Consider the following 18,441-nt stretch of genomic DNA (forward strand, 5'->3'; position numbering starts at 1 on the left):
CTTTCCATCCAATCTAGGTAGTACATTGCCCGGCGGAGGCCCACGGGAATACGCCCGCAGGCTTCGCCGGGTTTTTATATGGAGGAATTTCTATGCCGAAAATCTTTACCACTCTGGATAAGATCAGACCGGCGTACGACTTTACCTACAAGGTGGTTCTGTTCATCTGCAAGATCCTGCTGATCGCAGATATCCTCATTACCACGATGTCGGTCATTGGCCGTTACGTCCCCTTTATCCCGGACCCCTCCTGGTCTGAGGAGGTCGTTCTGACCTGCATGAGTTACATGGCTGTGCTGAGCGCTGCGCTGGCCATCCGCCGCGGCGCACACATCCGCATGACTGCCTTTGATATGTACCTGCCCAAGAAAGTGGTCAAGGCGCTGGACATCCTGTCTGACGTGGCCGTGATGATCCTTGGTGTGGTGATGATGGCGGTCGGCTGGAACTACGCCACCACGCTGGGCGGCCGTGGCTTCTATGTTTCCATGCCCTGGCTGAGCCGCTTCTGGATGTACTTCCCGGTGCCGCTGGCCGGCGTTGCCATGGTCATCTTCGAGATCGAGTCTCTGTATAACCATATCAAGAGCTTTTTTGTAAAGGAGGAAATGTAATATGACAGTTCAGACACTGGCAATCATTGTCCTTCTTGTCAGCTTTTTTGTTATGATCTTCCTGCGCTTCCCCATTGCATACGCCGTTGGTCTGTCCAGCGTGCTGTGCATGCTGGTGCAGGGTCAGGCACTGACCGACGTCTGCCGCCTGATGGTCAAGGGCATCTCCTCCTTCAGCCTGATGGCTGTGCCGTTCTTTATCACCATGGGCGTGCTCATGGGCTCCGGCGGCATCTCTGAAAAGCTGATCGCACTGGCTGACGCCTGCGTGGGCTGGATGCGCGGCGGTATGGCCATGGTCAACATCGTGGCTTCCTACTTCTTCGGCGGCATTTCCGGTTCTGCTTCCGCCGATACCGCTTCCATCGGTTCTATCATGATCCCCATGATGGTGGATCAGGGCTACGGCGCAGACTTCTCCACCGCTGTTACCATCACCTCCTCCTGCGAGGGTCTGCTGGTTCCCCCCAGCCATAACATGGTCATCTACGCTACCACCGCCGGTGGTATCTCCGTGGGCAGCCTGTTCCTGGCCGGCTACCTGCCCGGCGCTCTGCTGGCTATCGTGCTGATGATCGGCTCCTACATCATCTCGGTCAAGCGCAACTACCCCAAGGGTGATCCCTTCAGCATCAAGGCTTTTGTCAAGCAGCTGGGCACTTCCATCTGGGCACTGGCCGCTGTCATCATCGTGGTGTTCGGCGTTGTCGGCGGTGTGTTTACCGCTACCGAGTCCGCTGCTATCGCCGTTATCTACTCTCTGCTCGTTTCCGTGTTCGTCTATAAGGGTCTGGACTGGAAGGGCGTGTGGCACGCTCTGGACGAGTGCGTCAACACCCTGTCCATCGTGCTGATCCTGATCGCTACCTCTGCAGTGTTCGGCAACTGCCTGACCATGCTGCATGTGCCTGATCTGGCAGCAACCGCCATCACCGACCTCACCGATAACCCCTACATCATTGCACTGCTCATCGACCTGATCCTGCTGGTGCTGGGCATGATCATGGATATGGCTCCCATCATCCTGATCGCTACCCCCATCCTGCTGCCCATCGCCACCTCCATCGGCATCGATCCCATCCAGTTCGGTATCATCGTGGTTCTGAACTGCGGCATCGGTCTGCTGACTCCTCCCGTTGGCTCCGTTCTGTTCATCGGCTCTGCCGTTGCAAAGCGTCCCATGGAGAAGGTAGTCAAGGCGACCCTGCCGTTCTACCTGTGCATGTTCATTGCACTGCTGCTGCTGACCTACATCCCCGACATCAGCCTTGCTATCCCCAAGCTGCTGGGCGGCTATGTAAGTCCCATTGCAAACCCGCTGGGTCCTGTGTTCATCCACTAAGCGCAGCATAAGGGAAACCCCTTGCATCTTTAAGACCGGAGCCTGTCAGCCCTTTGGGCTGCGGGCCCCGGTCTTTTTTGCGTGTGCACCAAAATGCGGACAGCTTGCACGGCGGGGAACACTATGATACAATAAAGTGTATAGAAGCTTGGAAGGGGAGAGAACACTATGGAGCAAAAACGCCTGTGTCCGTTCTGCATGGGGGAACTGCCGCCTGCGGCGACCGTCTGCCCCCATTGCGGGAAGATCTTAGAGGAATGCAACCCGGCGGGCTGCCTGCCGGTGGGCACGGTGCTGGCCGGGCGCTACACCGTGGGCGAGATGCGCAGTCTGGACGGCGAAGGCGTGCTGTACAGCGGCGTGGAGAATCTGGGTGGCTTCCGAGTGACCATCAAGGAGTACCTGCCGGTCACCCTGTCTGCCGAGCGCGGGGCGGACTGCATCCTGCGCCCCAAGCAGGGCAGCGAAGTGCTGTTCAAGACCACCCGCATGGACTTTGCAGACCTGTACCGCGCCATCCAACGCATTACCCCCGCCAGCGGTCTGGAGGCCGTGCTGGACGTGGTGGAGGCCAACAACACCGTGTATGCGGTGCTGGAAAACCTGGGCGGCACCCCGCTGGAGCAATGGCTGGAAAATCGTCCCGCTCCGGTGCAGGCAGAGGATGCCTGCGCCATGCTGCGGCCGGTGTTTGAGGGCGTGGCGGCCATGCACAAGGCAGGGCTGGTGCACCGCGGCATCTGCCCGGAGAATATCCGGGTGATGTCGGATGGCCGCTGTCGTCTGGCCGGGTACGCCACCGTGGGTCTGCGCACCGCAGGCAGCGGTCTGCACGAGCAGCTGTACGAGGGTTACTCCGCGCCGGAGCAGTACACCACCGCCGAGTTTGAGGGGCGCTACACCGACGAATACAGCCTTGCCGCCGTCTTTTACCGCATGGTATGCGGGCAGGCGCCCATGCCCGCTGCCCAGCGTGTGGTGTCGGACTCTAACCCCCGGGCACGCACCGTAGAGCCTGCCGTACCGGCCTATGTTTCCGATGTATTGCAGCTGGGGCTGCGGCTCAAGGTCATGGAGCGCATCCAGACCGTGCCGCAGCTGTATCAGGCGCTTTCTTCCAAGGAATATACCGCCGAGCTGACCCGCACCATGAAGCCGGAGACCCCGATGCATCCGGCGCGGACAGAGCAGAGCGGGCAGGGCAGGGAACACCTGCTCAGTTTGAAAGGGTTGCTGGCGGGCATCCTGATCCTGCTTTCCGTTCTGATCTTGCTCACCCTGTGGGGCATCGTGAGCAGCAAGGAGGAACAAACTCCCTCTTCGGAGCCGAGCTCGGAAGCTGCCAGCAGCGAGGAAATGAAGCCCCAGCACCTTGTGCCCAACTTTGTGGGCATCGATTACGAGCAGATCAAGAATAACCGCGAGTACACCAGTATGTACCTGTTCCGGGCGGTGCTGGAGTACAGCGATACCGTGCCTTCCGGGCAGATCATCCGGCAGGAGCCGGAGGCCGGCGAGGTGATGGAGAACGGCGAGGTGATCCAGATCGTGGTCAGTCAGGGCCCGGAGAAGGTGGAGATGCCCAAGATCGTCGGTGCATCGCAGGATAAGGCTATTGAGATCCTGAGCAGCCGGGGGCTTGTGGCCAGCTGCTTTATGGTGGTGAATGATGGCTCCTACGCTACGGGCTGTGTGGTCTCTGCCAGCGAGGAAGAGGGCGCCATGGTCACGGTGGGCACGGTGATCACTGTGTATATCGCCGCAGACCCCAGTGTGCAGATCACTGCCACCCCGGAGGAGCCTGCCGCTACCGAGCCTACCACCCCGGAAACGCCCCCGGAGGGCAGTACAGAGCCGGAATACGATACCAATTAAACAGCATACAACAAAAGCAGAAGCGGGAGCCTTGAACGGGCTCCCGCTTCTGCTTGTTTAGGATAGGAAAGAGAATGGCAAATTAAAGGTTCGAGTAGCCCATTAGGCAGCGGTCCACCTCGGCGGCGCAATCGCGGCCCTCGCGCAGACCCCACACCACAAGGCTCTGGCCGCGGCGCATATCGCCGCAGACGAACACCTTGTCCACATTGGTCTTAAAGCTGTGGTCGGCTACATTGCCCCGGGCGGTCAGCTCCACCCCAAAGGCATCGGCTGTGTAGTTTTCGCAGCCGGTAAAGCCTGCGGCGATAAACGCCAGCTGGCAGTCGTAGGTAAATTCCTTGCCGGTGGGCACCATGCTGGTGCGGCCGGTCTCGGGGTCGCGCTCCGGCTTCAGGCAGCTGATGACGGCACCGGTCAGGTTACCGGCCTCGTCCTTCAAAAACTCCTTGACGGTGGTCTGGTACACGCGCGGGTCCTTGCCGAACTTGGCAATGCACTCGGTCTGACCATAGTCCACCTTCAGCACCCGGGGCCACTCCGGCCACGGGTTTGCGGCGGTGCGCTCGACAGGGGGCTGCGGCATCATTTCCAGCGCCATCAGGTCGGTGCAGCCCTGCCGCAGGGCAGTGCCCTGACAGTCGTTGCCGGTGTCGCCGCCGCCGATGACCAGTACGTTTTTACCGGCTGCATTGATGGCCTTGCCGTCTGCAAAACCCGAGTCCAGCAGGCTCTTGGTCACGCTGGTCAGGTAGTCCACGGCAAAGTGTACACCCTTGGCGTCCCGGCCGGGCACGTTCAGGTCACGGGGCTTTTTTGCGCCGCAGCACAGCACCACGGCATCAAAATTTGCCAGCAGCTGCTCGGCGGGCACGGCACCGCCCACATCCATGCCGGTGCGGAACACAACACCCTCGGCCTGCATCAGCTTGACCCGGCGCTCGATGACCGCCTTGTCCAGCTTCATGTTGGGGATGCCGTACATCAGCAGACCGCCTACACGATCGGCGCGCTCAAACACCGTAACGGCGTGGCCGCGCTTGTTCAGGTACTCTGCCACCGAAAGCCCCGCAGGGCCGCTGCCCACCACGGCAACGCTCTTGCCGGTGCGAGTCGGCGGCGGGGTGGCTGTCAGCCAGTTCTTGGCGTAGGCTGTCTCAATGATGGCGTGCTCGTTTTCGCGTACGGTGACGCTGCTGCCAGTCACATCCCCGCAGGTGCAGGCGGCCTCGCACAGGGCGGGGCACACCCGGCTGGTAAACTCCGGGAAGCGGTTGGTGGCCATCAGGCGGTGGAGCGCAAGCTCCCACTTGCCGTGGTACACCAGATCGTTCCACTCCGGGATGAGGTTGTTCAGCGGACAGCCGGAGGCCATGCCGCCGATCATCATGCCCGCCTGACAGAAGGGCACGCCGCAGTCCATGCAGCGGGCGGCCTGCGTCTGCTGCTGCTCCCGCGAGAGCCAGATGTGGAACTCGTTAAAATTTTCAAGGCGCTCCAGCGGCGCAACGTCCGTGCTGGTCTTGCGCGCATAATCCATAAATCCTGTTGTCTTACCCATGCTGCTGCCCCTCCTTACTTATGCTTCTGCACTGCATAAAATGCTTCGATCTGTGCCTGCTCGCCGTCCAGACCACGCTCCTCTACCGAGGCGATGACCCGCAGCATGCGGTCGTAATCGTAAGGCAGCACCTTTTTGAATTTGGGCAGGAACGCGCTGAAATTGTCCAAGATCTCCTTGCCGCGCGGAGAGCCGGTGGCCTCCACATGGGCGCGGATCAGCTCCTTCAGGGTGGCAACATCGTACTTGTGCTCCACCGGCTCCAGGCTGACGGTCTCCTTGTTCACCCGCTGGTAGAAGTCCCAGTTTTCGTCCAGCACATAGGCAATGCCGCCGGTCATACCGGCTGCAAAGTTCTTGCCGGTCTGTCCCAGCACCACCACGGTGCCGCCGGTCATGTACTCGCAGCCGTGGTCGCCCACGCCCTCCACAACGGCGGTCGCGCCGCTGTTGCGCACACAGAAGCGCTCACCGGCCACGCCGGAGATGAACGCCTTGCCGCTGGTAGCGCCGTACAGCGCCACGTTGCCGGTGATGATGTTCTCCTCGGGCTTGAAGTCGATGCCCTGCGGCGGGCGCACCACGATCTTGCCGCCGGAAAGGCCCTTGCCCATGTAGTCGTTGCAGTCACCCACCAGCTCCAGCGTCAGGCCATTGGGGATAAAGGCACCAAAGCTCTGGCCGCCTGCACCGTTGCAGTGCACGGTGTACACATCGTCCGGCAGGTCGTTGCCGTATTTACGGGTGATCTCGCTGCCAAAGATGGCACCAAAGGCGCGATCCACGTTGGAAACATTCAGGCTGACGCTCTGGGGAGCCTTGCTGCCCAGCTTGAACTTCTTCATCAGCACCTTCATGTCCAGCGTGTTTTCCAGATGGAAGTCGTAGCTGTCCTCCTTGATAAAGTGGACGTTGCTGTTTGCAATGGCGGGGTTGTGCAGGATGCAGTCCAGATCCAGCTTTGCGGCGCGGCTGCCCGGGGCAGCGGGCTTGACCCGCAGCAGATCGGTGCGGCCCACCAGCTCGTCCACGGTGCGCACGCCCAGCTTTGCCATGTACTCCCGCAGCTCCTCTGCCACAAAGGTGAGGTAGTTGATGATGTACTCCGGCTTGCCCTTGAAGTTCTTGCGCAGCTCGGGGTTCTGGGTGCAGATGCCCATGGGGCAGGTGTCCAGATTGCACACGCGCATCATCACGCAGCCCTCGGCCATCAGCAGGGTAGTGCCGAAGCCGAACTCCTCTGCGCCCAGCATACAGCTGATGGCCACATCCCGGCCGGACAGCAGCTTGGAGTCGCTCTCAATGCGCACGCGGGTGCGCAGACCGTTCAGGATCAGGGTCTGGTGAGTCTCGGCGATGCCCAGCTCCCAAGGCAGACCTGCGTGCTTGATGGAGGTGCGGGGCGCAGCACCGGTGCCGCCGTCATAGCCGGACACCAGAATGACCTGTGCGCCGCCCTTGGCAACACCGGCGGCAATGGTGCCCACACCGGCCTCGCTGACCAGCTTGACGTTGATGTTAGCGCTGCGGTTGGCGTTTTTCAGATCGTAGATCAGCTCTGCCAGATCCTCGATGGAGTAGATATCGTGGTGGGGCGGGGGAGAGATCAGGCCCACGCCGGTGGTGCTGTGGCGGGTCTTGGCGATCCACGGATACACCTTGGCACCGGGCAGGTTGCCGCCCTCACCGGGCTTTGCGCCCTGTGCCAGCTTGATCTGGATCTCCTCGGCGCTGACCAGATATTTGCTGGTCACGCCAAAGCGGGCAGAGGCCACCTGCTTGATCTTGGAATTGCTCTCGCTGTGGTAGCGCTCCTCAGGCTCGCCGCCCTCACCGGTATTGCTGCGGCCGCCCAGACGGTTCAGGGCAATGGCAACGGTCTCGTGCGCCTCACTGCTCAGTGCGCCGTAGCTCATGGCAGCGCCCTTGAACCGCTTGACGATGCTGGAGACCGGCTCTACTTCTTCCAGCGGGATGCCGCCGTCTGCGGCGTAGTTGAAGTCCAGCAGACTGCGCAGATGCACGCCCTCGGCACCCATGTTGTCCACCGTCTGGGTGAACTGCTTGAAGGTGTCGTAATCGCCGGTGCGGCAGGCCTTCTGGAACAGGTGGATGGTCTGGGGGTTGAACAGGTGCTCTTCCTTGCCGCTGCGGAACTTGTGGGCACCGCTGTCGGCCAGCTCCATGTTGATATCCAGTCCCAGCGGGTCAAAGGCAGCGTTATGCAGCGCCTCCACATCGGCCTGAATGTCTGCCATGCTGATGCCGCCCACGCGGCTCACCGTGCCGGTAAAGTATTTATCAATGACCTCCTTCGAGATGCCCACAGCCTCAAAGATCTGGCTGCTCTGGTAGCTCTGGATGGTGGAAATGCCCATCTTGGAGGCGATCTTCACGATGCCGTTGAGGATGGCGTTGTCGTAGTCCTGCACAGCGGCGTAATAGTCCTTGTCCAGCAGACCCTCGTCGATCAGCTGCCCGATGGTCTCGTGTGCCAGATAGGGGTTGATGGCGCAGGCACCGTAGCCCAGCAGGGTGGCAAAGTGGTGCACCTCCCGGGGCTCGGCGCTTTCCAGGATCAGCGCCAGCGCGGTGCTCTTTTTGGTGCGGATGAGGTACTGGGACACTGCCGACACCGCCAGCAGGCTGGGGATGGTCACATGGTATTCATCCACGTCACGGTCGGACAGGATGATGATGTTCGCACCCTCCTTGTAGGCGCGGTCAACTTCCAGAAATACCCGGTCGATGGCCTTTTCCAGACTGGTGTTCTTGTAGTAGTTGATGGACACCGTAGCCACCTTGAAGCCCGGCACGTTCATGTACTTGATCTTCAACAGGTCGGTGTTGGTCAGGATGGGGTTGTGCACCTTGAGCACCTTGCAGTTCTCCGGCTTATCCTCCAGCAGGTTGCCGTGGGCACCGATGTAAACGCTGGTGGAGGTGACCACCTTTTCCCGGATGGCGTCAATGGGCGGGTTCGTCACCTGTGCGAACCGCTGCTTGAAGTAGTTGAACAGCGGGGGATGCTGGCTGCTGAGCACAGCCAGCGGGGTGTCGGTGCCCATGGCACCGGAGGGCTCTGCGCCCGCCCGCGCCATGGCAAGGATCATGGTGTTCACGTCCTCGTACTTGTAGCCGAACACTTTCTGCAGCCGGGTCAGCTGCTCGCCGGTGTAGCCTTCCACCTTCACGTTGGGGATCTTCAGCCCGCTCAGCTGCACCAGATTGCGGTCGATCCACTCGCCGTAGGGCTCGCGGCTGGCGTAAAGCTCCTTCAGCTTTTCGTCGTCCACCACCTCGCCCTTGACGGTATCCACCAGCAGCATCTTGCCGGGACGCAGGCGCTCCTTGACCAGAATGTTCTCCGGGTCGCATTCCAGTACACCCACCTCAGAGGACAGGATCATGCGGCCGTCCTTGGTGATGTAGTAGCGGCTGGGGCGCAGACCGTTGCGGTCCAGCACCGCGCCCATCACATCGCCGTCCGAGAACAGGATGGCGGCGGGGCCGTCCCACGGCTCCAGCATGGTGGCGTAGTACTGGTAGAAATCCCGCTTTTTCTGGCTGATGTTCTTGTTGTTCTCCCACGGCTCGGGAATGGTGATCATCACGGCCAGCGGCAGATCCATACCGTTCATCACCATAAACTCCAGAGTGTTATCCAGCATGGCGGAGTCCGAACCGGAGGTGTTGATGATGGGCAGGATCTTGTTCATATCGTCCTGCAGAATGGGGCTGGAGATGCTCTCCTCACGCGCCAGCATGGCGTCGGTGTTGCCCTTGATGGTGTTGATCTCGCCGTTGTGCAGGATAAAGCGGTTGGGGTGTGCACGCATCCAGCTGGGGTTGGTGTTGGTAGAAAAGCGGCTGTGCACCATGCCGATGGCGGATTCATAATCCGGGTCCTGCAGATCAGCGTAGAAGCGGCGCAGGTCGTGCACGAGGAACATACCCTTATACACGATAGTGCGGCTGGACAGGCTGGGCACATAGGTGCCGTTGCTGGCCTGCTCGAACACGCGGCGCACGATGTACAGGCGGCGGTCAAACTCGATGCCCTTGCTTACCTTGGCGGGCTTTTTGATGAAGCACTGCCAGATGGCGGGCATGCAGTCCCGGGCCTTCTGCCCCACGGCATCGGGGTCTACGGGCACTTCGCGCCATGCCAGAAACTCCAGCCCCTCCTTGCGGGTGACCACCTCGAACAGCTTCATGGCCTGTGCCCGCAGGTGCTCGTTCTGGGGGAAGAAGAACATACCCACGCCGTACTCCCGCTCGTTGCCCAGCCGAATGTTCAGCTCCTCGGCAACCTTGGAGAAGAACTTGTGGCTGATCTGCAGCAGGATGCCCACGCCGTCGCCGGTCTTACCCTCGGCGTCCTTACCGGCGCGGTGCTCCAGCCGCTCCACGATGGACAGTGCATCGTCCACCGTCTGGTGGCTTTTACGTCCCTTGATGTCCACCACAGCGCCGATGCCGCAGGCATCGTGCTCGAACTGTGGGTCGTACAGACCAAGGGTGGTTTTCTGCTCTGTAAAGTTTTCCATAGTCTTTCCCATCCTTTTTACTTGTTTACCGGGGGCCGCGGCACCCTCCGCAGCTTTTTATCCCCTGCAAAAAGAAAAAAGCGCCCCGCAAGAGCATAGGATGCCCCTGCGGAACGCCTTTGTTCCGATACCTGATATTATACAGATTCCTGAAAAATCTTCAAGTGACAGCTGCACCAAATATGCTACACACATTGCGCCGCTTCTTGTGCGAAACGCCGCGAGCCCCCGCAGCTGTGCGCGGTATACAAGCAAAACCGTCGCACCCGGCGTTGTGCACGCGGGTACGGCGGTTTGGAGGAATTTGCCCTGAGTGATGCGGAACACTCAGGACTCAGGAATGCTTTGATTTGCGGGTTTGTTGTAAAATAACCAAACGAAACCTCACCCGCCCAGAATGGCCTGCAGGTCGGCTTCCGGGGTGGCAATGGGCTTGAGGCCGTACCGTTCCTGCAGGGTGCGCACCACCCCCGGCGAGAGGAACGGGGGCAGGGTAGGCCCCAGCCGGATGTTCCGGATGCCCAGCGCCAGCAGCGCGATGAGGATGCACACGGCCTTCTGCTCAAACCAGCACAGCACCAGCGAGAGGGGCAGGTCGTTGACGCCGCAGCCAAAGGCGTCGGCCAGCGCCAATGCGATGCGGATGGCGCTGTAGGCGTCATTGCACTGGCCCACGTCCAGGATGCGGGGCAGGCCGGTGCCCGGCACGGTGCCAAGGGGCAGGTCGTTCAGGCGGAACTTGCCGCAGGCCAGGGTCAGCAGGATGGTGTCGGGCGGGGTAAGGCGGGCAAACTCGGTGTAGTAGCGGCGGCTGGGCCGGGTACCGTCGCAGCCGCCCACCAGAAAGAAGTGCCGCAGCTTACCGTCCCGCACCGCCTGCACGATCTCGTCCGCGTGCTGCAGCACGGCGGTGCGGGCAAAACCGGTGGTCACCGTGGAGCCGCCGTTCAGGCCGGGTAGCAGGGTGTCCTGCGCGTAGCCGCCCAGCTCCAGCGCCTTTTCAATCACCGGGGAAAAGTCGCGCCCTTCGTCGATGTGGGGCACGCCGGGGTAAGCCACCACCGAGGTGGTGAACACCCGGTCGGCGTAGCTGGCGCGCAGGGGCATGATGCAGTTGGTGGTGAACAGGATGGGCGCGGGGATGTCCTCGAACTCCCGCTGCTGGTTCTGCCATGCGGTGCCAAAGTTGCCCTTGAGGTGGGGGTAGCGGCGCTTCAGCTCCGGGTAGCCGTGGGCGGGCAGCATCTCCGAGTGGGTGTAGACGTTGACGCCCCGGCCTGCAGTCTGTTCCAGCAGCTGCTGTGCGTCGTAGAGGTCGTGGCCGGAAATCACAATGAACGGCCCCTTTTCAATGGTCAGGGGCACCTGCACCGGTTCCGGATCGCCAAACGCGCCGGTGTTGGCCGCGTCCAGCAGCTCCATGCAGCGGTAGCTGGCTTCTCCTGTGGCCTGCACCAGCTGCCACAGGGCGTCGGTGGTCTGGCCGGGGTCGCCCACGGCCTGCAGGGCGGTACAGAAGAACCGGTCCAGCTCCGGGTCGATGCGGCCCAGCACCCGGGCGTGGTAGTTGTAGGCGGCCATGCCCCGCAGGCTGAACAGCACAAAGCATTTCAGGCTGCGCCGGTCGGCATCCGGTTCCCGCCAGAGGGCCTGCATGTCGTAGTCCGGGCCGGTGCCGGGGCTGGCGTCGTGCACCCGGCGGGTCAGCGCGTCCACGGCGGCGGGGTCAAAGTTCACGTTGGTAATGGTGGTGAACAGCCCCTGCATCAGCAGCCGGGCCTGTTCCGGGGCCGGGCCGCGCCCCGCCGCGATGAGCTGCCCGGCAAACGCGATGAGCGCCCCGGTGAGCCGGTCCTGTGCGGCGGCTGTCTCGGCCGACTTGCCGCACACCCCCGCTGCGCCGGTGCAGGCGGTGCAGCCCGCCGCCTGCTCACACTGAAAACAAAACATCTGCTCGTCCATACGAAACTCCCTTTCTGCCATAAGATACTGCCAGTGTGGGCAGAGCGGGGCGGGGTTATACCAAAAAAGAGCCGCACCCCTGCGGGCGCGGCTCTTGGACGATGCAGTATGACTTAGTAGGTAATGCCCTGTGCCATCATGGCGGTAGCAACCTTCAGGAAGCCGGCGCAGTTTGCACCGACCATCAGGTTGCCCTCAGAACCGGCAGCCACAGAAGCGTCGTAGGAAGCGTGGAAGATGCCCTCCATGATGCCCTTCAGCTTGGCATCCACTTCCTCAAAGCTCCAGCTCAGGCGCTCGGAGTTCTGGCTCATCTCCAGACCGGAGGTAGCCACGCCGCCTGCGTTGGAAGCCTTTGCGGGTCCGTACAGGATGCCGTTGGACAGGTAGACCTCGATGGCCTCCGGGGTGCTGGGCATGTTAGCGCCCTCGCAGACCACGGTGCAGCCGCCCTTTACCAGAGCCTCGGCAGACTCCTTGTTGATCTCGTTCTGGGTAGCGCAGGGCAGGGCGATATCGCAGGGGACAGTCCAAACCTGGGTGCAATCAGCCACATAGGTAGCACCGGCGTGGGTCTCGGCGTACTCCTTGATGCGGCCACGGCGCACTTCCTTCAGATCCTTGACGTAAGCCAGATCGATGCCGTTGGGGTCGTAGACGTAGCCGTTGGAGTCGGACATGGTAACCACCTTGGCGCCCATCTGGGTCGCCTTTTCGCAGGCGTAGATAGCCACGTTGCCGGAGCCGGAGATGACTACGGTCTTGCCCTGGAGGCTGTCGTTGCGCATGCACTTCAGGGCCTCAGCGGTGAAGTAGCACAGGCCGTAGCCGGTAGCCTGGGTACGGGCCAGAGAACCACCAAAGGTCAGGCCCTTGCCGGTGAGCATACCGCCCTGGAAGCTGTTGGTCAGGCGCTTGTACTGGCCGAACAGATAGCCGACCTCGCGGCCGCCGACACCGATATCACCGGCGGGGCAGTCCACGAACTGGCCGATGTGGCGGTACAGCTCGGTCATAAAGCTCTGGCAGAAGCGCATCACTTCCATGTCGCTCTTGCCGTGGGGGTCAAAGTCAGAGCCGCCCTTGCCGCCGCCCATGGGCAGGGTGGTCAGGCTGTTCTTGAAGGTCTGCTCGAAGCCCAGGAACTTCAGGATGCCCTGATTGACAGAGGGATGGAAGCGCAGGCCGCCCTTGTAGGGGCCGATGGCGCTGTTGAACTGCACGCGGTAGCCGCGGTTCACCTGCACCTTACCGGCATCGTCCACCCAAGGCACACGGAAGGTGATGATGCGCTCCGGCTCCACCAGGCGCTCGATCAGACCGGCCTTCTCGTACTCGGGGTGCTTTTCCACAACGGGCTGGATGCTCTCTAACACCTCGCGCACAGCCTGCAAAAACTCGGGCTCGTTGGCGTTGCGCTTTTCCAGACCCTCGTAAACACGCTTCAGGTATTCATTCGTCAGCATAATAGAATACTCCTTTTCCCAATTACTCTATAAATTTGAAAAAGCGGAAATGCCCCTGCCCGCCGCACAGCGGGTATATCCTTGCAGATGCCGGGCGCTTCCGGTTCTCCATGCTTGCACGGCACGCCCGCAATGGCGGGCAATGCTTACTTTATTATTATAAAGCTTTGCGGTGGGTTTTACAATAGCAAAAAGCAGAATTTGTTTAAAAAAACAGATAAAAAGTCACAGCTGCTTCACAAAACGAAAATTAAAAGCCGGAATGTGCCGCGAACCTTGTTTTTTAAAGTGCGCTGCCGCTCCAAAGCCGCACGGAAAAGAATGTCTTTTGCACGGCAGCGGGCTTATCTAAGCAAAAAGCCCTGTGTCACAACGGGCACAGGGCGGGGTGCAGTTACTTCTTCAGCAGCTTTTCGCAGGCGTCTGCGGCACCTTCCAAAAATTCGCCGCCATAGGTCTCGATCATGCCGGCATCGGAAAGCTCTGCCAGTTTGGGGTCGATGGGGCACTTGGCCAGCACGGGCAGGTGATGCTTTGCGGCCACCTCGTCCACATGGCTGTTGCCAAACACATTGATGTGCTTGCCGCAGTCCGGGCAAACGATGTAGCTCATGTTCTCCACGATGCCCAGCATGGGCACCTTCATCATCTCAGCCATGTTCACGGCCTTTGCCACGATCATGCTTACCAGCTCCTGCGGGCTTGCCACCACAACGATGCCATCCACCGGCAGGCTCTGGAACACGGTCAGGGGCACATCACCGGTGCCCGGGGGCATATCCACGAACAGAAAATCCACGTCCTTCCAGACCACATCGGTCCAGAACTGCTTGACCGCACCGGCAATGACCGGGCCGCGCCACACAACGGGGTCTTCCTCGTTCTCCACCAGCAGGTTGATGCTCATTACATCAATGCCCATGCGGCTCTGGATGGGCCAGCAGCCCTTGTCGTCCGCCATGGCACGGCCATGAATGCCGAACAGCTTGGGGATGGACGGGCCAGTGATATCGGCATCCAGAATGCCGCAGTGGTAGCCGCGGCGGGCCATGGCACAGGCCAGCAGGGCGCTGGTCATGCTCTTGCCCACGCCGCCCTTGCCGGAAACAACGCCGATGACCTTTTTCACACTGCTGTTAGGGTTGGGGGCATCGTGCTGCGGAGCGGCATCGCGGGAAGAACAGGCTGCACTGCAATTAGAGCAGTCATGGGTACATTCTTCGCTCATTCTCTTTGTCGCGCACGGCAGGGGCAGGACCCGGGCGGTGCGCTTCCTCCTTGCTCAAAATACAGGCGGGGGCTTGCGCCCTGCCTGACCACTGTTAACTATACCATAAAAAGTGCGCAGAAACAACCCATAGCGCCGCTCATGTTTTGCAAAGCCGCTGCATAGGCTGAACCGTGAACGCCCATTCCGGGGCAGGGGGAGGTGCAGGGTGCGGCAGAGTTATTTTAAGAACGCGGCGCTGCTTACCGGCTCGGACGTGGTGCTGCGGCTGGCAGGCATGGGGCTGCGCATCTGGCTGGCCAACGCCTTGGGCGGGGTGGGTATGGGGCTGTATCAGCTGGTGCTGGCAGTGTACGGGCTGTTCGTCACGCTGGCCACGGCGGGCATCTCGGTGGCCGCTGCCCGGCTGCTGACCGAGGAGCTCAGCCGGGATAAAGCCGCTGCGCGCGGGATGCTGGTGCGGCTGGTGCTGGCAGGGCTTACGCTGGGCGGGTTTGCCATGCTTGTCCAGATTGCCACCGCAGGCCTTGCGGCAAAATGGTGGCTGGGGGATGTCCGCGCCGCTGCCGCGCTGCGCACCTCGGCGCTGGGGCTGCCGTGGATGGCGATCTCGGCAGTGCTGCGCGGCTTTTTTCTGGCGCGGCGGCGGGTGGAACCCAACGTGCTCAGCCAGCTGGCAGAGCAGACAGTGCGCATTGCCGCGGTGGTGTGGGCGCTTTCCCGCACGCAGGGCTGGCCGGACGGCAGCCGCTGTGCACTGGTGCTGGCTGCCACCGCCTTGAGCGAGGCCGTATCCACCGCCCTGATGGCATTGTTTTACCGGCGGGAGGCGGCACGCTGCTTCGGCAGCACAGCGCCGCGCCCGCCAAGGGAGGCGTCCCGGCGGCTGTGGGACATCCTGTGGCCGGTGGAGGGCGGCAGGGTGCTTTCCAGCGCGCTGCACACCGCCGAGAATATGCTGGTGCCCGCCTGCCTTGCGGTGTATCTGGGGGCTTCCGGCGGGCGCACCGCTGCGCTGGAGCAGTACGGCACCTTAAAGGGCATGGCGCTGCCGCTGCTCAATTTCCCCTTTGGGCTGCTGGGCAGTCTGGCGGTTTTGCTGATGCCGGAGATCACGCAGGCACATATCGAGGGGCAGACCGCCCGGCTGAACGCCCTGCTGGACCGGATGCTGCGGCTTACGGGATACTTCTCCATGCTGGCGGGCACGCTGTTCTGGGTGTGGGGCAGGCCGCTGGCGCAGCTGCTCTACCATAGCCCGGAGGCCGGGTTCTATCTGGAGACCCTTGCCCCGGCCATGCCGCTGATGTATCTGGAAAGCATGGTGGACGGCGCCATGAAGGGCATCGGGGAGCAGAAGGCCGCTTTCCGGTACAGCGTGTGGGACGCGGTGCTGCGCATTGGCGGGGTGGCGGTGCTGCTGCCCCGGTACGGGATGCGGGGCTTTCTGACGGTGATCTTACTTTCCAGCTTTTACACCTGCGCAGCCAACACCGGGCGGCTACTGCTTTCCAGCGGTACAGGGCACGCTTTCCGCCGCTGGCTGGGTGCGCCGCTGCTGGCTGCTGTTGCCGCCGGTGCGGCAGGGCGGGGTGTGCGCCGGGCGCTGACGGGCTTTCCGGCACAGGGGCTGTGGGAACAGCTGGCAGTGCTGACGGCGGGCGGCATGGTGACTGCCATCGTGTTTTTGCTGGCGGCGCTGCCGCTGGGGCTTTGGGAGGAGCTGCGGGCGGTGCTGCGGCAGGCAAAGACCGGGAAAAACAGGGGAAAGTGATAAAAACGTAAATTTTCTGGACACAGGCGGGGATTGTGAGTATAATACAAACGTGTAGTTGTATCCTTCCGGCATTGCCGGGGGAGAACACTGCCGAAAAAGCAGCGCAGGGCAAACCCTTGGCGCTGAGAGGAAAAAAGAGGATCGTAAGTGAAAGATAGAACCAAGAATACCCCGCAGGTGCTGCTGCGCCGTGCGCTGCTGGTGCTGCTGGATGCAGCCATTGTGGCATTCAGCTTTTATTTTGCCCTGCTGCTGCGGGCAGACGGTGCCGTGGAGGCCGGGTGGTGGCCGCACAACCGTGCCCTGCTGTACGAAAACCTGCCGTGGATCGTGGCGGTGTATATCGTCTGCTTCCTGGCAGGCGGGCTGTACTCGGTGCTGTGGAAGTACGCCGGCGAGCGGGATCTGATCCGCCTTGCCGGGATGATCGCCGTGCCCACCGCCGTGGTGTATGTGGTGAACCGCCGTTTTATCCACGGTGTGCTGTTTAATTCCGCCAACTGCATGGCCTCGGTGCTCATCTTTTTGTTTATCGGCGGTAGCCGCTTGGCTTGGCGGCTGTTTTTGAACCATCCGCTGGGTGAGCGGATGCGCAAAGTGCCCGCCAAGGACCCCAACCGCCCGGTGTTGATCGTGGGTGCGGGCGAAGCCGGTGCATGGGCCATCAATGTGTGCAAATCCAACAAGGAATACGGCCACGCCGTGGTGGCGGTGGACGATGACCCCGCAAAGCTGAACCAGACCATCCACGGCGTGCCGGTCAAGGGCACGCTGGAGGATATCCCGGAGCTGTGCACGCGCTACGGCATCCACAGCATCATCATTGCCATCCCAACCTTAAAGGGCAGCAAGCTGAGCCACGTTATCGACCTGTGCGTCAGCACCCACTGCGCGGTGCAGCTGCTCAGTGACCCGCAGCTGGTGGGCAGCGGCGCACCCCAGCAGGAGGTGTTCCGCGAGCTGAACCCCGCCGACTTCCTCTCCCGCGAGGAGGTCACGCTGGATACCGACAAGATCTCCGGCTACCTCACCGGCAAAACGGTGCTGGTAACGGGCGGCGGCGGTTCCATCGGCAGCGAGCTGTGCCGTCAGGTCATGCGCTTCAAGCCCGGCAAGCTGCTCATCTTTGATATCTACGAAAACTGCGCCTACGAGCTGCAGATGGAACTGCAGCAGAAGTACGGCCGCGATATCCCGGTCACGGTGCTTATCGGCTCTATCCGGGATAAAAAACGTCTGGACGAGGTTTTTGATACCTACCACCCCACGGTGGTGTTCCATGCGGCGGCACACAAGCACGTGCCGCTGATGGAGGTAAGCCCTGCCGAGGCCGTGAAAAACAACGTGCTGGGCACCAAAAACCTGCTGGTCAGCGCCAGCGAGCACGGGGTGGAGCGCTTTGTGCAGCTTTCCACCGATAAGGCCGTGAACCCCACCAGCGTCATGGGCTGCACCAAGCGCATCTGCGAGATGCTCATCCAGACCTTTGCGGGCAACACGGATATGAAGTGTGTGGCAGTGCGGTTCGGCAACGTGCTGGGCAGCCACGGCAGCGTTATTCCGTTGTTTGAAGCCCAGATCAAAAAGGGCGGGCCGGTCACCCTGACTGACCCCAACATCGTGCGCTACTTTATGACCATCCCGGAAGCAGCCCAGCTGGTGCTGCAGGCGGGTGCACTGGCAGAGAGCGGCAATATCTATGTGCTGGACATGGGCGAGCCGGTGCGCATTATGGATCTGGCCAAGCAGCTCATCCGCTTTTACGGCTACGAGCCGGGCGTGAATATGGAAATCAAGATCGTGGGCCTGCGTCCCGGTGAAAAGCTTTACGAAGAGCTGATGATGGACGAGGAGCAGGACAAGATGCGCCGCACCCAGCACAATAAGATCTTTGTGGCAAGCCCCCGCACCATTGATCTGGCCGAGTTCTACGAGCAGCTGCAGGCGCTGGAAGCCGCTGCTGCCCACAACGATGAGGGCGTGGTGCGTCAGCTGGCGGCTATGATCCCCACCTTTACCCCCACCCGGGAGAACCTGAAACTGTAACTGGTTGAACTGCGGCACTG

At 61.5% G+C, this 18,441-nt stretch carries 10 protein-coding genes; 5 read left to right on the forward strand and 5 right to left on the reverse strand.

Annotation, left to right across the window (positions count from 1 at the left end):
- Positions 1-92: 92 nt before the first annotated feature.
- From C7J97_RS03025 to C7J97_RS03035, 3 genes are all read left to right on the forward strand, one after another.
- Positions 93-614, forward strand: coding sequence for a TRAP transporter small permease (locus tag C7J97_RS03025; protein ID WP_097783598.1), 522 nt, complete (start codon positions 93-95; stop codon positions 612-614).
- Between the two features lies 1 nt (position 615).
- Positions 616-1,956: a TRAP transporter large permease gene (locus C7J97_RS03030; RefSeq protein WP_005923424.1), complete on the forward strand. Its 1,341-nt coding sequence runs from the start codon at positions 616-618 to the stop codon at positions 1,954-1,956.
- A 168-nt stretch (positions 1,957-2,124) separates the two neighbouring features.
- Entirely contained in the window at positions 2,125-3,831 is a 1,707-nt protein-coding gene (locus C7J97_RS03035) for a PASTA domain-containing protein (protein WP_113992002.1), read from the forward strand.
- An 82-nt stretch (positions 3,832-3,913) separates the two neighbouring features.
- On the opposite strand, the gene C7J97_RS03040 is transcribed toward C7J97_RS03035, so the two are convergent.
- The 5 genes from C7J97_RS03040 to C7J97_RS03060 all read right to left on the reverse strand — a co-directional run bounded on the left by C7J97_RS03040 (position 3,914) and on the right by C7J97_RS03060 (position 14,598).
- Complete coding sequence (locus tag C7J97_RS03040) at positions 3,914-5,392, reverse strand: glutamate synthase subunit beta (RefSeq protein WP_113992003.1); 1,479 nt, start codon at positions 5,390-5,392, stop codon at positions 3,914-3,916.
- A gap of 14 nt (positions 5,393-5,406) precedes the next feature.
- On the reverse strand, positions 5,407-9,942 hold the full coding sequence (gene gltB, locus C7J97_RS03045; protein ID WP_181823387.1) for a glutamate synthase large subunit: 4,536 nt from the start codon (positions 9,940-9,942) through the stop codon (positions 5,407-5,409).
- A gap of 384 nt (positions 9,943-10,326) precedes the next feature.
- Positions 10,327-11,904: a hydroxylamine reductase gene (gene hcp, locus C7J97_RS03050; RefSeq protein ID WP_044960262.1), complete on the reverse strand. Its 1,578-nt coding sequence runs from the start codon at positions 11,902-11,904 to the stop codon at positions 10,327-10,329.
- Positions 11,905-12,017: 113 nt separating this feature from the next.
- Positions 12,018-13,370, reverse strand: coding sequence for an NADP-specific glutamate dehydrogenase (gene gdhA / locus C7J97_RS03055; protein WP_005923441.1), 1,353 nt, complete (start codon positions 13,368-13,370; stop codon positions 12,018-12,020).
- 394 nt (positions 13,371-13,764) lie between these two features.
- Positions 13,765-14,598, reverse strand: coding sequence for an Mrp/NBP35 family ATP-binding protein (locus C7J97_RS03060; protein ID WP_015537868.1), 834 nt, complete (start codon positions 14,596-14,598; stop codon positions 13,765-13,767).
- 208 nt (positions 14,599-14,806) lie between these two features.
- On the opposite strand from C7J97_RS03060, the gene C7J97_RS03065 reads away from it, so the two are divergent.
- Both C7J97_RS03065 and C7J97_RS03070 read left to right on the forward strand, forming a co-directional pair.
- Complete coding sequence (locus C7J97_RS03065; protein WP_113992005.1) at positions 14,807-16,372, forward strand: oligosaccharide flippase family protein; 1,566 nt, start codon at positions 14,807-14,809, stop codon at positions 16,370-16,372.
- A 150-nt stretch (positions 16,373-16,522) separates the two neighbouring features.
- Positions 16,523-18,421, forward strand: a complete 1,899-nt coding sequence (locus C7J97_RS03070) for a polysaccharide biosynthesis protein (protein ID WP_113992006.1) — start codon at positions 16,523-16,525, stop codon at positions 18,419-18,421.
- Positions 18,422-18,441 lie beyond the last annotated feature (20 nt).

Source organism: Faecalibacterium prausnitzii, from assembly GCF_003324185.1.
GTDB classification, from domain to species: Bacteria; Bacillota; Clostridia; order Oscillospirales; family Ruminococcaceae; genus Faecalibacterium; species Faecalibacterium prausnitzii.